The sequence below is a fragment of the Erythrobacter dokdonensis DSW-74 genome, assembly GCF_001677335.1.
In the GTDB taxonomy this organism is placed as follows: Bacteria; Pseudomonadota; Alphaproteobacteria; order Sphingomonadales; family Sphingomonadaceae; genus Erythrobacter; species Erythrobacter dokdonensis.
This window is the reverse complement of sequence record NZ_LZYB01000001.1, coordinates 305,673-321,088: the sequence shown is the minus strand read 5'-3', so window position 1 is coordinate 321,088 and position 15,416 is coordinate 305,673. Positions and strand designations below refer to the sequence as shown.

15 protein-coding genes are annotated in these 15,416 nt (G+C 65.1%); 1 reads left to right on the top strand and 14 read right to left on the bottom strand.

What is annotated here, in order from left to right:
• Positions 1-70: 70 nt before the first annotated feature.
• From I603_RS01560 to I603_RS01520, 10 genes are all read right to left on the bottom strand, one after another.
• Positions 71-859 carry a heme-dependent oxidative N-demethylase family protein gene (locus tag I603_RS01560; RefSeq protein ID WP_068862061.1) on the bottom strand — a complete coding sequence of 263 codons (789 nt, stop codon included), beginning with the start codon at positions 857-859 and terminating at the stop codon, positions 71-73.
• Positions 860-1,291 carry a hypothetical protein gene (locus I603_RS01555; RefSeq protein WP_143736727.1) on the bottom strand — a complete coding sequence of 144 codons (432 nt, stop codon included), beginning with the start codon at positions 1,289-1,291 and terminating at the stop codon, positions 860-862.
• Positions 1,288-2,298, bottom strand: coding sequence for a biotin synthase BioB (gene bioB, locus I603_RS01550; RefSeq protein WP_068862059.1), 1,011 nt, complete (start codon positions 2,296-2,298; stop codon positions 1,288-1,290). The genes I603_RS01555 and bioB overlap by 4 nt, the downstream gene beginning before the upstream one ends.
• A gap of 116 nt (positions 2,299-2,414) precedes the next feature.
• The gene (locus I603_RS01545) at positions 2,415-2,813 is read right to left on the bottom strand and encodes a hypothetical protein (RefSeq protein ID WP_143736726.1); all 399 of its coding nucleotides are present in this window, start codon (positions 2,811-2,813) and stop codon (positions 2,415-2,417) included.
• Positions 2,810-4,963 (bottom strand): methylmalonyl-CoA mutase, encoded by a 2,154-nt coding sequence (gene scpA, locus I603_RS01540; RefSeq protein WP_068862057.1) that lies wholly within the window; start codon positions 4,961-4,963, stop codon positions 2,810-2,812. Before scpA ends, I603_RS01545 begins: the two co-directional genes overlap by 4 nt.
• A gap of 105 nt (positions 4,964-5,068) precedes the next feature.
• On the bottom strand, positions 5,069-5,854 hold the full coding sequence (locus tag I603_RS01535) for an enoyl-CoA hydratase-related protein (protein WP_068862056.1): 786 nt from the start codon (positions 5,852-5,854) through the stop codon (positions 5,069-5,071).
• 22 nt (positions 5,855-5,876) lie between these two features.
• Positions 5,877-6,326, bottom strand: coding sequence for a methylmalonyl-CoA epimerase (mce, locus tag I603_RS01530; RefSeq protein ID WP_068862055.1), 450 nt, complete (start codon positions 6,324-6,326; stop codon positions 5,877-5,879).
• Positions 6,327-6,345: 19 nt separating this feature from the next.
• The gene (locus I603_RS01525; protein ID WP_068862054.1) at positions 6,346-6,726 is read right to left on the bottom strand and encodes a hypothetical protein; all 381 of its coding nucleotides are present in this window, start codon (positions 6,724-6,726) and stop codon (positions 6,346-6,348) included.
• A 52-nt stretch (positions 6,727-6,778) separates the two neighbouring features.
• The gene (locus I603_RS14395) at positions 6,779-7,171 is read right to left on the bottom strand and encodes a Rap1a/Tai family immunity protein (RefSeq protein WP_143736725.1); all 393 of its coding nucleotides are present in this window, start codon (positions 7,169-7,171) and stop codon (positions 6,779-6,781) included.
• Entirely contained in the window at positions 7,152-8,684 is a 1,533-nt protein-coding gene (locus I603_RS01520) for an acyl-CoA carboxylase subunit beta (protein ID WP_068862053.1), read from the bottom strand. The genes I603_RS14395 and I603_RS01520 overlap by 20 nt, the downstream gene beginning before the upstream one ends.
• 62 nt (positions 8,685-8,746) lie before the next feature.
• Here I603_RS01520 and I603_RS01515 point away from each other — a divergent pair, with 62 nt between their 5' ends.
• On the top strand, positions 8,747-9,886 hold the full coding sequence (locus I603_RS01515) for an NAD(P)/FAD-dependent oxidoreductase (protein WP_232305212.1): 1,140 nt from the start codon (positions 8,747-8,749) through the stop codon (positions 9,884-9,886).
• Here I603_RS01515 and I603_RS01510 read toward each other — a convergent pair.
• From I603_RS01510 to pgi, 4 genes are all read right to left on the bottom strand, one after another.
• Positions 9,883-10,605, bottom strand: a complete 723-nt coding sequence (locus I603_RS01510; RefSeq protein ID WP_068862052.1) for an SDR family oxidoreductase — start codon at positions 10,603-10,605, stop codon at positions 9,883-9,885. The two genes, I603_RS01515 and I603_RS01510, sit on opposite strands and share 4 nt — an antisense overlap.
• Positions 10,602-11,954, bottom strand: coding sequence for a glutathione-disulfide reductase (gene gorA, locus I603_RS01505; protein WP_068862051.1), 1,353 nt, complete (start codon positions 11,952-11,954; stop codon positions 10,602-10,604). The genes I603_RS01510 and gorA overlap by 4 nt, the downstream gene beginning before the upstream one ends.
• A 118-nt stretch (positions 11,955-12,072) precedes the next feature.
• Complete coding sequence (locus I603_RS01500; protein ID WP_068862050.1) at positions 12,073-13,617, bottom strand: DEAD/DEAH box helicase; 1,545 nt, start codon at positions 13,615-13,617, stop codon at positions 12,073-12,075.
• 220 nt (positions 13,618-13,837) lie between these two features.
• Positions 13,838-15,400, bottom strand: a complete 1,563-nt coding sequence (gene pgi / locus I603_RS01495) for a glucose-6-phosphate isomerase (RefSeq protein ID WP_068862049.1) — start codon at positions 15,398-15,400, stop codon at positions 13,838-13,840.
• Positions 15,401-15,416 lie beyond the last annotated feature (16 nt).

Here is a 15,416-nt window from a genome sequence, read left to right as displayed (position 1 = left end):
GATGCGTTATCTTGTCACCTGGCTATGCCGAGGGATTGCCCATGCTGCAAGCTAGCGGATTTGGGCGGCGTCAGGCATGGGCGGCGGCGAAGGCGGTGAGGCTGTCGGCATAGGCAGGCGCCCCGCGCCGGTCACCCTCCCCGCTGACGAGGGTTTGCACAGCGCGGCCCAGCATGGCGATGTTGGCAGGCGAAAGCTTGCCGAGCTGTTCCACATAGATCCCGATGGTGAACAGGATCGCGCCGGTCTGCGGCAGACGCCGCAGGGTCTGGCGTTCGGAGCGCACGAACAGGGTGCTCCCTGCGTTCTCGGGCGTGACATGGGCGAAGGCTTGCGTAGCGGGGCGGTCGGGGAGCCAGCGACGATCCCCCGTCGCCGCGATGAACCAGTTGCACCGCGCGTAGATCGGGCCGGGGCGCAGGGTTGTCATGAAGCGGTCGACCCCGGTGGCGAGTTGCTCCTCATAGCCTGCGATGGGCGCATGGAGCGCGCGCAGGGGCAGGCCGATCTTCTCGCCCGGGTGCCAGTCAGAAGGCCACGCCACCGCCGCGCCGATCAGGCGGTATTGGTCTGAGCCTTCAGGGAGCGTCAGGAGACACATATCCTCGTGGCGGCTGAGCGCGGCTTCGGGTAGCGCGCCGGAAACGCCCAGCATGGCGGCAAGTTCGCGGCCGGGTGCTTCGGCTTCGGGGGTAAGTTGGACGCCCTCAGGCCAGTCGACAAAGCCCTGTTTGCGGGCGGCCATGTCGGGGTCAGGCTGGAGCCACTCCTCCTCGGAAAGCCGCACGAGCCCCATGCGGAGCTGGCCGCCGCCGCGTGCCTTCGGAAGCAGTTTGTCGACGGAAAAGCCGAGAGTCATTCAATCGCGCGGCTCGAAGTGGACGAAAGCGAAGTCGTCGATCACCCCGTCCTCAAGATCATCAGGATCGGGATCTTCGTCCTTCTTGAGGTAGAAAGTCCCGCGCTCGCCATCCTGCACATAGTAATAGGGAAAGCCGCAATTGATCACATCGCGCAGATAGAACCGGTAGCGGCGCGTTCCTGTGCGTGTTTCAACGTCGACATAACCTACGCGCCACCAGCGATTATCTTCTTCATCGTAGGTTTCCTCTTCAAGGTAGAACGTTCCGGTGATCCGCTTGTCGCTCTCCTCGGCAAGATACCGCGCCTTGTATCGCTCGAACTCCCTCAAGCCCTCTGGAGACAGAGTTGCGCAGGCATAAACCGGGGTTTCGAGAGCCGTGTTGGCGACAAGCGCTGTCGCGATCGCAAGAAGAGCTTTTGCTCTCACTCCGCCGGTTCCACCTGTTTGCACGCCCGCGCCGGTTCCTCGCCCCTCAGCGCCGTCAGACCCAGTTTCGCGAACAGCGCCCCGTCCTTGTCGTCGCCCGCATTGGGCGCGGTGAGCAGCTTGTCGCCGGTGAAGATCGAGTTCGCGCCTGCAAGGAAGCACAGCGCCTGCGTCGCCTCGGACATGGACTCGCGCCCGGCCGACAGCCGCACCATCGAGCGCGGCATGGTGATGCGCGCCACCGCGACCGTGCGGACGAACTCGATATCGTCGATTTTCGCAAGCGGCGTGTCGGCCAGCATGTTGCCCAGCACCGTCCCCTTGACCGGCACCAGCGCGTTGACCGGCACGCTCTCGGGATGCTGTGGCAGGGTGGCAAGCGTGTGGACAAACCCCACCCGATCCTCGCGCGTCTCGCCCATGCCCACGATCCCGCCGGAGCAGACATTGATCCCCGCCTTGCGCACGTGATCGAGCGTATCCAAGCGGCACTGGAAATCGCGGGTGGAGATGACCCGCTCGTAATATTCGGGCGAGCTGTCGATATTGTGGTTGTAGTAATCGAGCCCCGCTTCCGCGAGCATCTCCGCCTGATGCGGTTCGAGCATCCCCAGCGTCATGCAGGTCTCGAGCCCCATGGCGGACACGCCCTTCACGATCTCGACAATCGCGGGCATGTCGCGATCCTTGGGATTGCGCCATGCCGCGCCCATGCAGAAGCGCTGCGAGCCTGCATCCTTGGCCTGCGCCGCGCGCTGGAGCACGGACTGCACGTCCATCAACTTGGTCGCCTCGACGCCGCTGTCGGCATGAACCGACTGCGAGCAATAGCCGCAATCCTCCGGGCAACCGCCGGTCTTGATGCTGAGCAGGGTGCACAGCTGGACTTCGGTCGCGGGGTGGTAGGCGCGGTGGACAGAGGCGGCCTGGAAGAGCAGTTCGGTGAAGGGCAGGTCGAAGAGGGCCGCGATCTCTTCGCGGGTCCAGTCGGTGCGGGGGTGGGTCAAGCGTTCAAAACTCCGTTCGGGCTGAGCTTGTCGAAGCCCAGCCCTTCATCTTCATACCGCCGATAAAAGGAAATGCAGCCCTTCGACAAGCTCAGGGCGAACGGAGGAGATGAACCTTATGTCGCCGCCTCATCGATCTCATCGATTCGGTACATGACGAAAAGTGAACCATCCTCGCGAAGCTTCAGAAAAAATCGTCCTGCCGCTCGCTCATGCCGGGGCACAAAGTAAGGTATGCAATTGGGTGCGGCCCTAACGCCGTTCGCCACCGGTGGCTCGGGAGGAACATAGACTGAAACCTCGATTTCGGTCTCAGCCAACAATTCCCGTCCCTTCAGAACCGAATGTGCCATCAGCTGGCATTTACCCTGCACTTCAAGACAACGTGCCTCTCCGATCACGACGACGTCACCTATGTCGAACATCGCGCTAGGCACAGGTATTCGGCAAGCATTGGCCTGCACTGCCGAGAGCGATGCCGTGAAGGCGACAACTGAAACGGCAAGCCTTCTCACTCCGCCGCCTCGTCCAGCCCCTCGCCCAGTGGCGGCATGTTGTGGCCGAGAAGCACGAGGATATCCGCCGCGCATTCGACCACGTTCGAGCCCGGGCCATAGATCCCCTGCACCCCCGCCTCGCGGAGGAAGTCATAGTCCTGCGGGGGGATCACGCCGCCTGCGGTCACCTTGATATCGCCGCGGCCCGCTTCCTTCAAAAGCCGGATCAGTTCGGGGATCAGGGTCTTGTGGCCTGCCGCCAGGCTCGATGCGCCGACCACGTCGACATCGTGCTCCAGCGCCATCGCGGCGCTTTCCTGCGGGGTCTGGAACAGCGGGCCGGAGATGACCTCGAAGCCCATGTCGGCAAAAGCGCTCGCGATCACGTTCGCCCCGCGGTCGTGGCCGTCCTGGCCCATCTTGGCGATCATGATCTTGGGCTTGCGGCCCAAGCGGCGGCCCACGGCTTCCACGCCATCGGTCACCTGTGCCCAACGGCGGTCGAATTCATAGGCGCTGGCATAGACGCCCTTGACCGGCGCGGGGGTGGCATCGTGGCGGCCGAAGACCTCTTCCATCGCCGAGGAAATCTCGCCCAGCGTCGCATCGTGGCGCGCGGCTTCCACGGCCAGCGCCAGCAGGTTCGCGCCGCTCTTGCAGCCTTCGGTCAGCGCCGCGAGCGCCGCACGGCACGCTGCCTCGTCGCGGCCTTCGCGCACCTTGGCGAGGCGGGCGATTTGCCCTGCGCGCACCTTCTGGTTGTCGACCTCGAGCGTCTCCAGAGCGTCTTCGGCGTCCTTGCGGTACTTGTTGACCCCGACGATGACGGTTTCGCCCTTGTCGACCTTCGTCTGCTTTTCCGCCGCCGCGCGTTCGATCGCGGCCTTGGGCGCGCCGGTGGCGACGAAGGCGGTCATGCCGCCTGCCGCGTCCACTTCCTCGATCAGCTTCCACGCCTCGTCCACCAGCGTCGAAGTCAGCGCCTCGATATAGTGCGAGCCGCCGAGCGGGTCGACGACCGAGGTGATCCCGCTTTCCTCCTGCAGCACCAGCTGGGTGTTGCGGGCGATGCGGGCGCTGAAATCGGTGGGGAGCGCAATCGCCTCGTCCAGCGCGTTGGTGTGGAGCGATTGCGTGCCGCCAAGCACCGCCGCCATTGCCTCCACCGTGGTGCGGATGACGTTGTTGTAGGGGTCCTGCTCCTGCAAGCTCACGCCGCTGGTCTGGCAGTGGGTGCGCAGCATCTTGGAGCGTTCGTCCTTCGCCCCCAGCCCGTCCATCACCCGATACCACAGCGTGCGCGCGGCGCGCAGCTTGGCGATCTCCATGAAGAAGTTCATGCCAATGCCGAAGAAAAAGCTGAGGCGCCCGGCGAACTTGTCGATATCCAGCCCCGCCCCCATGGCGCGGGTGGCATATTCCTTGCCGTCGGCGATGGTGAAGGCGAGCTCCTGCACTGCCGTCGCCCCGGCCTCGTGCATGTGGTAGCCAGAGATGGAAATCGAGTTGAATTTCGGCATGTTGGCCGAGGTATATGCGATGATGTCCGAGATGATCCGCATGCTCGGCTCGGGCGGGTAGATATAGGTGTTGCGGACCATGAACTCCTTGAGGATGTCGTTCTGGATGGTCCCTTCGAGCTTGTCCTGCGACACGCCCTGACGTTCGGCGGCGACGATGAAGAAGGCCAGCACCGGGATCACCGCGCCGTTCATCGTCATGCTGACGGACATGGCATCGAGCGGGATCTGGTCGAACAGGATCTGCATGTCCGCGACCGTGTCGATCGCCACGCCCGCCTTGCCGACATCACCGACGACGCGCGGGTGATCGCTGTCATAACCACGGTGCGTGGCAAGGTCGAAGGCGACAGACAGCCCCTTTTGCCCCATCGCCAGATTGCGGCGGTAGAAGGCGTTCGATTCCTCGGCGGTCGAGAAGCCCGCATATTGCCGGATCGTCCACGGACGGCCCGCATACATGCTCGCCTTCACCCCGCGCGTGAAGGGCGCAAAGCCGGGCAGGCCCGGATCGAATCCTTCATGATCTTCGTTGGTATACAACGGCTTGATCGCAAAACCTTCAGGCGTTTGCCAGGTCAGGTCGCGGCCCTTCACTTCCTTGGCGGCGAGGGCGTTCCAGTCTTCGATGGTGGGTTTGTCGGTCATGTCTCGGCCTTTAACCGTTCGTGTCGAGCGAAGTCGAGACACCGCGCTCCGGCATCTCGACTGCGCGCTTTATACTCCGTCCGGTAGAAACGGAGACGGAGGGTTTTAGTGCCCCTTGAACTCGGCTTTCCGCTTCTGGAGGAAGGCCATGCCGCCCTCCATCGCGTCCTTGGTGGCGCCGGCGATGCGCTGGCCCTCGGCTTCGGCGAGCAGCACCATCTGCAGGTTCTGGTCGAGCGCGGTGGCGATGTTGCGCTTCATCGTCGAGTAGGCGACCGTCGGGCCGTTGGCGAGCTTCTCGGCCAGCGCGCGGGCTTCGGTCATCAGGTCGGCATCCTCGACGCACTTGTAGACGAGACCCCATTCCTCGGCTTGGCTACCCGAAATCTTCTCGCCCAGCATCATCATGCGGGTGGCGCGCGCGCGGCCGATGGCGCGGATGAGCAGCCAGGTCGAGCCGCCGTCGGGCACGAGGCCGATATTGACGAAGGCCTGAAGGAAATAGGCGCTCTTGGCCGCGATGGTGAAGTCTGCCGCCAGCGCGAGGCTGCACCCGACGCCCGCCGCCGGGCCGTTGACCGCGCAGATCACCGGCACCTGCGCGCGGATCAGCTGGCTGACCGCGGGGTTGTAATGGTTGATCAACGCCTCATGGCTGCCGCCCTTGCCGCCGAGCGCCGAGCCGGAACCGCGCGCCGACAAGTCCGCGCCCGAACAGAAGCCCTTGCCCTCGCCCGTAATCAGCACCGCGCGCGCATCGCCCAGGTCATAGAACGCCTGCCCCAGCTCGTCCGCCATCTGCGGCGGCATGGCGTTCAATCGCTCGGGGCGGTTCAAGGTGATGGTGAGCAGCGGGCCTTCGCGGTCAACGCGGATGGTTTCGTAGGACATTCTTCTCTCCGGGTGAGGTGTGTCAGTTCGACCAGTGCGCGCCTTCGCGCGGGGTCTCCATGATCTCGGTAAGCATGCCGCCCATGTCCTTGGGATGGACGAAAAAGATAGGGGTGCCGTGCGCACCGATGCGGGTGGGGCCGAGGATGCGCTTGCCGAGCGCCTCGAACTCGCTGCGCGCTTCATCGATGTCGGGCACTTCGAAGCACAGGTGATGCTGCCCGCCCAAGGGGTTCTTGGCGAGGAAGCCTGCAAGCGTGGAGTTCTCCCCCAGCGGCTCGATCAGCTCGATCTGGGTGCCGTTCGTGCCGTTCTCGCCGGGCGTATCGACGAAACAGACCTTTACGCCCTGCTCTTCAAGGTCGAAAGGCGTGTGGATCTTGGTCGCGCCCATGACGTCGCGGTAGAACGCGATCGAGTCCGCGATGGAGGGCGTGGCGACCCCGATGTGGTTCAAGCGGCCGAGTTTCATCGTGTTCGTATCCCGTCCTTCAGATTGAGAATTCGGCGAGCAGCGCGGGCTCAGCATCCATGATCGCGGCGGCGTCCGCATCCTGCTCGTCGGCACCCGAGCCGTCGATCATCTGGACCGATATCTGCGTCGATCTCGCAAGGTCGACCATCTGCGGCGTGTGCTCGAAGATCGAGGTGAGGATATGCCGCGCATCCTCGAGGCTGGCCGGATCGCAGACGACGGTGAAGAACACCGTCTTCGCCTTGTCGCCGCGCTGCTGTTTCCACTGCATCAGCGCCCCGCCCGCCTGCGAGAGTTCGGAGAGGTAGTATTCCTCCCCGTCCCACACCACGGTGACGAGGGCCGCGTAGCTCTTGGCGAACAGGCCTTCCTTCTTGCTGGCTTCTCCTATGTGCATTGGTTGGTCCTTTTGAGGGTGGGGCTGGCGATGTGGTTGAGGCGGCCGAGGTTCATGAGTTTCCTGCCTTGCATGGATAACTGGATTGAAGGACTGCAATGACAACTGTCGCTGCCGGTAGGCTCATCGCATCAGGACGTCGTTCAACGAACACGAGAAACTGCAACCTCATCTCGTCTGCGGTCACATCTTTGGACAGACAAATTGTTTGCTTGCCGGTCAGCACGGCATTGAGCGTCATCGCAGCGTCAGCGATGCCGGTGATGGCACCGAGACAATACCCGATCATCAATCGGCCATCTTCGGTGGCCTCTGATGCTGCGCACCGCTCATGCAATGAGTTGGTGGACAGTATCCTATCGGCTCTCACCCCCTCTTGCGCTTGAAGAGGTGAACCTAAGAATGCGAGCGCGCCAAGGAGCGCCTTAAAGCGGAATATTGTCATGCTTCTTCCACGGGTTCTCCAACTGCTTCGTCCGCAGCTTGCGTAGCCCCAGCGCAATCCGGCGGCGGGTCGAGTGCGGGTGGATCACCTCGTCGATATAGCCGCGCTGCGCCGCGACGAAGGGGTTGGCGAAGCGGTCTTCGTATTCCTTCGTGCGCTCCGCGATCTTGGCGGGGTCGTCCTTTTCGGAGCGGAAGATGATCTCCACCGCGCCCTTCGCGCCCATCACCGCGATTTCCGCCGTGGGCCAGGCGTAGTTCAAATCGCCGCGCAGGTGCTTTGATGCCATCACGTCATAGGCCCCGCCATAAGCCTTGCGGGTGATGACGGTGATCTTGGGCACGGTCGCCTCGGCATAGGCGAAGAGCAGCTTCGCGCCGTGCTTGATGATCCCGCCCAGTTCCTGCGCGGTGCCGGGGAGGAAGCCGGGGACGTCGACAAAGGTCACGATCGGGATTTCAAACGCATCGCAGAACCGCACGAAGCGCGCGGCCTTCTTGGAGGAATTGATGTCGAGCACGCCCGCCAGCACCATCGGCTGGTTCGCCACCACCCCCACGGTGCGGCCCTCCACCCGGCCGAAACCGCAGATGATGTTGGCGGCGTGGGCCGGCTGGATCTCGAAGAAATCGCCCTCGTCCAGCACCTTGGTGATCACCTCGTGCATGTCATAGGGCTGGTTGGCGTTGTCGGGGATCAGCGTGTCGAGGGAGTTTTCTAAGCGGTCCCACGGATCGCTGGTTGGCAGCGTCGGCACCTCCTCGCGGTTCGACAGCGGCAGGAAGTCCATGAAGCGCCGGGTCGCCAGCAGGGCCTCGACATCGTTTTCGTAGGCCAAGTCCGCCACGCTGGTCTTGGTGGTGTGGGTGATCGCCCCGCCCAGTTCTTCCTGCGTCACGACCTCGTTGGTGACGGTCTTCACCACATCGGGGCCGGTGACGAACATGTAGCTCGAATCCTTCACCATGAAGATGAAGTCGGTCATGGCAGGCGAGTATACCGCCCCGCCCGCGCACGGCCCCATGATGAGGCTGATCTGTGGCACCACGCCGGATGCGAGCACGTTGCGCTGGAACACCTCGGCATATCCGCCAAGGCTCGCCACGCCTTCCTGAATCCGCGCGCCGCCCGAATCGTTGAGGCCGATGACCGGCGCGCCGACCTTCATCGCGGTGTCCATCACCTTGCAGATCTTCTCGGCATGGCGTTTCGACAGCGACCCGCCGAACACGGTGAAGTCCTGGCTGAAGACATAGACCAGCCGCCCATTGATTGTGCCCGAACCCGTCACCACCCCGTCACCGGGGATGCGCTGGGTCTCCATGCCGAAATCCATGCAGTCGTGTTCGACATAGGTATCGAGCTCCTCGAAGCTGCCTTCGTCGAGCAGCACGTCGAGCCGTTCGCGCGCGGTCAGCTTTCCCTTGGCGTGCTGGGCGTCGATGCGCTTCTGGCCGCCGCCCATGCGGGCGGCTTCGCGGCGGCGTTCCATTTCGGCGATATTGGCGGACAACGGGCATCCCCTCTCATTTGCAATTGCCAAGGTCGTTGCCTTAGCCAGCCCCAAGCGTCAACGTGGCAAAATTGGCGGGCGGCGCGGAAAGGATCGGGATGCGGCAAGCAGACATGCTGGTAATCGGCGGCGGGGTCGCGGGCCTTTCGCTGGCTGCAAGGCTGGCGCGGCACGGGCGCGTGGTGGTGCTGGAGGGCGAGAGCGCGCCCGGTTACCACGCCTCGGGCCGCTCGGTCGCCTTTGCGCATTTCGGCCTTGGCGAAACCCGCGTGCGCACGCTGACGGCGCTGAGCATGGCGGAGCTTGCCCGGCATGGCACGGTGCATCCCGCACTGCATATCGCCAGCGCCGCGCAGATCGGGGCGCTCGATGCGCTGGAGGACGTGCACCGCGCATTCGGCTGCGACACCACGCGGATTGGCCCGGACGAGGCGCTGGAAATGATGCCCGTGCTGAGGCCGGACGCCTGCGCGGCGGCGCTGGTCGATCACGGCTCGCTCAAGCTCGATACCGACGCGATGCTGCAGGCCCATGCGGCAAGCCTGCGCGCTGACGGCGGCGAACTGGTCACCTCGGCGCGGGTCAGCGCGATTGCCCGCGAAGGAGACCGCTGGCGGGTCGAGGCGGGCGGGGTCAACTACACGGCTCAGATCCTCGTCAACGCAGCCGGCGCATGGGCGGACGATATCGCGCAGCTGGCCGGTGTGGCTCCCGTCGGTCTCCAGCCGCGCCGCCGCACGGTCATCAGCTTCGCCGCGCCGGAGGGCGAGGATGTGCGCGGCTGGCCCTTCACCAAGACTGCGGGCGAAGGCTTCTACCTGCTGCCCGAGGGTCGCGGGCAATTGCTCGCCTCGTCGATGGACCAGACCCCGTCGGAACCGTGCGATGCCGCGCCCGAGGAACTCGACATCGCCATCGCCGCCGACCGCGTCGAAAAGGCAACCACGCTGGCAATCCGCCGCATCAGCCATAGCTGGGCGGGCCTCAGGAGCTTTGCGCCGGACGAATTGCCGGTCATCGGCGAGGCGGCAGGCGCAAGCGGGTTCTTCTGGTGCGCGGGGCAAGGGGGCTATGGGTTCCAGACCGCACCCGCCCTTTCGCGCATTGCCGAAAGCGTCGTGGTCGGCCAGCCCTTCCCCGAAGATTGCGTGGCGGCAGGTCTTACCGCCGCGGATTTCGCCCCGGCAAGGCTCGGCGCCTAGAACCTGATCATGACCTTGCGCGCCAGTGCCGGCGAGAGCGAGTAGACTGCACGCAGCAGCTTCACCATGCCGACATTGGCCTCGTCGCGGCCCTGTTCCAGTGCGGCGATGATCTGCCGCGCACATTCCTGCGGCGGCATCTTGGACATGTCGCGGTCAGCGGTCATCTGGGTGTCGACCACCGGCGGCAAGGCTTCGATCACCCGGATCGGCTCGCCCTTCAGCTGGGCGCGCAACGACATGGTGAAGCTTCTAAGGCCCGCCTTGCTGGCGCAATAGACCGAGCTCGCTGTGTTGGGCGCGATAGCGAGCCCGCTCGTCACGTTGATGATCGCCGCTTGCGGCCGGGCGCGCAGGCGCGGCAGCAGCGCGGTGGTGAGACGCACCGGTGCCGAGAGGTTGGCATAGAAACACCCGTCCGCTGCATCGGGATCGGGCAGGCCACCCCGCACATCATGCGCAACGCCCAGCCCGGCATTGTTGATGAGGATATCGACCGGACGATCCTCCAGCGCCGCCACCAGTGCATCGACCCCGGCTGCGTTCGAGAGATCGGCGGAGAGGGTTTCAAAACCCTCCGCCGCCATCGCCGCCAGCCGGTCGGGATCGCGTCCGGTGAGGATAACCTCGGCGCCCTTGGCCTTGAGCTGCCGTGCGATCTCGCGCCCGATCCCGGCGCTGCCGCCGGTCAGCAGCACGGTCTTGCCGGCGACGTTCATTTGAACAGCACCAGTTCTTCGGCCATCGTCGGGTGGATGGCGACCGTGGCGTCGAAATCGGCCTTGGTCAGGCCGGCTTTCACCGCGATCGCGGCGGCCTGCATGATCTCGGGCGCTTCGGGGCCGATCATGTGGATGCCAACGATCCGGTCGTTCGCGGCATCGACCACCATCTTGTAGAGGCTGCGTTCGTTGCGGGCCGCGACCACGTTCTTCATCGGGCGGAAATCGGCCTGGTAGACCTTGACGCTGCCAAGCCGGTTGCGCGCTTCGCCTTCGGTCATGCCCACGGCGGCGATCGGAGGGTGGCTGAACACCGCGCTGGGCACGCAGGAATGATCGACCGCATAGGGCTCCACCCCGCCGAACACGGAATCGGCAAAGGCCTGCCCTTCGCGGATCGCCACAGGTGTCAGCTGTACGCGGTCGGTCACATCGCCCACGGCATAGACATAATCGACATTGGTGCGGCTGAAGGCATCGACGACGATCTCGCCGCGCTTGCCGCACTGGACACCGATGGTTTCCAGCCCCAGACCCTCGATATTGGGAACCCGGCCCGTGGCAACCATCACGCAGTCAAAAATGCGCTCGTCCTGGCCGGTGAGCTTGACCTTGAGCGTGCCATCGTCCTGCTTTTCGACATATTCGAACTCGGCCATGAAGCAGAACTCGATGCCTTTGGTGAGGCTGATCTGGAGCAGCCGGTCGCGCAGCGCCTCGTCATAGCCGCGCAGGATCGTGTCGGAACGGTTGGCGATCGTCACCTTGCTGCCGAATTCGTTGAAGATGCCGGCAAATTCATTGGCGATATAGCCCCCGCCCGCAATCAGGATGCGGCGCGGTATCTCGGCGAGATGGAACGCCTCGTTCGAGGTGATGACGTGTTCGTTACCCGGAAAATCGGGAATGTGCGGGCGGGCGCCGGTGGCGATGAGGATATAATTGGCGGTGACGACCTTGCCGCTCGCCAGCGTGACCTCGTGATCGCCGGTAATGGTCGCCCGTTCCTCGAATACGGTGACGCCGTGGTTGGAGAGGGTCTGGCTGTAGAGGCCCTCAAGCCGGGTCACGTCGTTCTGGACATGATCGCGCAATCGCGCCCAGTCGAAGCTCTTGCCCTCGATATTCCAGCCGAAATGCTTCGCGTCCTCCAGATCCTCGGCGAAATGGGCGCCATAGACGAGCATCTTCTTGGGCACGCAGCCGCGGATCACGCAGGTGCCGCCGACGCGGTATTCTTCCGCCACCGCCACACGCGCACCGTGGGCGGCAGCGACGCGGCTGGCGCGCACCCCGCCGGAACCCGCCCCGATGGTGAAGAGGTCGAAATCATATTGCTCGGCCATGTGCGCTGGTTCTCCTGTCACTTGCAGGCGCGCTATGGCCGATGGCAACGGGGATGCCAACCGCAAGGCGCGCCTCTCGTGACGGGAGGTTCGCCCTGCGGCAGGATCAGGTTACGCCTCAGGCGCTGGCGGAGCGCGGACGACCGCCGCCGCCGCCGCCGCCGGGACGGCCCCGACCGCGACCGCCGCGACCGCGACCGCCATTGCCGCCGGGCTTGCCGTGATGTTCGCCGCGCGGCTTGGCGTGCTGCACACGACGCTCGCCGCGGGCCTCGTCACCGTGACGGCGTTCACCGCGCGGGCTTTCGGCGCGCTGGTCAGGCCGGCGCTCGGTCTGCGGACGGCCCTGCTGGGTGCGGCGTTCGCCATCGGGACGACGCTCGCCGCGCTGTTCGCCGCGCTGGTCCGGACGGCGTTCGCTCTTGGCTCCGCGCTGGCCGAGCGGGCGCGGCTGCACCCGCTTCATCGGCTGACGCGGCGCAGGCTTGTCGGGTCCGACCCCTTCCACCACCGCCCGGAAATTGTCCGGCAGCGGCAGACGTTCCAGCTCCGCACCCGTCGTCTTGCGGATATCCTTGAGGTAAGCGCGTTCGTCCTCTGCACAAAAGGCAATCGCCACCCCTTCCTTGCCCGCACGCGCGGTGCGGCCGATGCGGTGGACATATTGTTCGGGCACATTGGGCAGTTCGTAGTTGATCACGTGGGAGACGCCCGGAATGTCGATCCCGCGCGCGGCCACATCGGTCGCGATCAGCACCGGCACGCGGGCGCGGCGGAACTCGTCCAATGCCCGCTGGCGCTGGGGCTGCGACTTGTTGCCGTGGATGGCGTTGCTCTCGATCCCCGATTGCGCCAGCTTCTTAACCACCCGGTCAGCGCCATGCTTGGTGCGGGTGAAGATGAGGATGCGCTCGAACTCGCCGGGCACTGGATGGCGGCCCTTGAGGATCATCTCCAGCAGGCTGAGCTTCTCGTCCTGCTGCACCATGAACAGATACTGGTCGATGCGCTCTGCGGTGGTGCTTTCGGGGGTCACGGAAACCTGCACCGGGTTGTTGCAATAGCCGCCCACAAGTTCCTTGATTGCCTTGGGCATGGTGGCGGAAAAGAACAGCGTCTGGCGATCCTTCGGCGCCAGTTCGCGGATCTTGCGCAACGCGTGGATGAAGCCGAGGTCGAGCATCTGGTCAGCCTCGTCCAGCACCAGCACCTCGATGCCATTGAGGTTGAAGGCCTTCTGGTCGACCAGATCGAGCAAGCGGCCCGGCGTCGCCACCAGAATATCGGTGCCGCGATGCAGCTTGTTGCGGTCCTTGCCGACGGACGTGCCACCGACGATCACCTGCACCTTGAGCCCGGCAAGCGCGCCGTAATCCTTGGCGCTCTGGCCGATCTGCACCGCCAGTTCGCGGGTCGGGGCAAGCACCAGCATGCGGCAGGACTTGAAGGGGATGTTGTTGTCGGCCTCGCGCAGCCGGTCGATGCCGGGCAGCATGAAAGCGGCGGTCTTGCCGGTGCCGGTCTGGGCGATGCCGAGCAGGTCGCGGCCCGCCAGCACAGGCGGGATCGCCTGCTCCTGGATCGGGGTCGGCGTCGAATAGCCCTTCATGTCGAGGGCCTGGAGCACGGGCTGCGACAGCCCGAGGTCAGCGAAAGTTGTCATGTGTTACTCGCAATATGTGCGGCGCGCTTCCGCCAGTCCCAATGGACAAGCGGGCGCGGCGCGGGGGTTCAAACCGCCCGCGTGAAAAGGGAAGTCCTTGGGAAAGACCGATGCGCGGCCGGGGCGGATGATGTCAGATGTCCGCCGCTTCACGCTGGCTAGCGCGCTTCGATGCGCCGCAGATGGGCGCTGGGAGCGTGAAAGTCAATCGATTACGCGACTAGCCCAGCCCTGCCGCCGCCATCAGCGCCTTCGTGCTAGGGTCGAACTCCCCCTCGCTCTGTTCGATCTGCTTGGCGATCGCCTTGCCCAGCTCCACCCCGAACTGGTCGAAGGGATTGATGCCCATCAGTACCGCATTGGCGAAGGTGCGGTGCTCGTGGAAGGCGATCAGCGCGCCTAGTGCCGCCGCGTCGCAATCGTCGAGCAGGAAAGTGGTCGAAGGCCGGTCGCCCGGATAGGCGCGCGCGGGATCCTCCGCCGCCTTGCCCGCCATGAGCGCGGCGCCTTGGGCAAGGCAGTTCATCAGCAGGATTCGGTGATGTGCGGGGTCGAGATCGTCTCCAGGCGCGATCGAGGCGATGAAATCGACCGGCACCAGATGCGTGCCCTGATGCAGCAGCTGGAAGACCGCGTGTTGCGCGTCCGTGCCCACTCCGCCCCAGGTGATAGGGGCGGTCGGCCCGTCGACAGGCGCGCCGCCTGCCGTCACGCTCTTGCCGTTCGATTCCATTTCGAGCTGCTGGAGATAGTCGGGCAGCAGCGCGAGGCGCTCGTCATAGGCGAACACCGCGCGGGTCTGGCAGCCCATCAGGCGGGTGTAGAACTGGTCGGCAAAAGCGGCGAGCAAGGGGGCATTGGCGCGGCCCTCGGTGGAACGAAAGTGATCGTCCACCGCCTTGGCCCCAGCCAGCATCGCCCCGAATTCCTCCATGCCGACCGCCAGCGCCACCGGAAAGCCGATGCTGGAGAACAGCGAATAGCGCCCGCCCACGCTTTCGGGGAAAGGCAGGATGCGGGTCTCGTCCACGCCCCATTCGACCGCCTTTTCAGGCGAGGCAGTGAGCGCCACCACCCGCCCGCCGGGGTCGGACACGCCGTTGTCAGCAAGCCACTTCAGCGCGCTCGCGGCATTGGTCATGGTCTCGATGGTGGTGAAGGTCTTGGAGGCGACCGCGATCAGCGTGGTCGCCGGATCGCAGGCGGCAAAGGCCTGTTCGAGGGCCAGTCCGTCGATATTGGAGACCACATGCACATCGACGAGCGCCAGATCGCGGGTCAGCGCGTCGATCGCCAGCGCCGGGCCAAGCGCCGATCCGCCGATGCCGATGGCGATGCAGTGGCGCACTTCGCCCAGTGCGCCTTCGTGGATGGCCGATACCAGCATCCCCATGCGCGCCAGCAGAGCTTCGGCCTCCTCGACCTGGGCCTCGGTGCCGCTGCCGCGCAATGCGCCGTGAGTGGCGGCCCGGCCTTCGGTCACATTGACGATCCCGCCGCTGAACAGCGCTTCGCGCGCGGCGGCGAAGCCGGCCGCCTCGGCCATGGCTTCGAAGGCGTCGAGCGCTTCGGGGCCGAGATGGGTCTTGGCAAAGTCGACGGTCATCCCTGCTTCGGCCGCGCTACCGGGAGCGAGCGGCCAGGCGATCTGGCGGGTCATCGCTTCGACCCGCGCCGGATCGGCCGCGAAAAGGGCTGCCAGCCTCGGGTTCGGCAGGCCGCGCAGGCGCTCCCACGCCGCTGCCACGCCGGCCTCGTCCCGTCCCTTGCCCGATTCCATCATCACCGTTCCCCTTTGC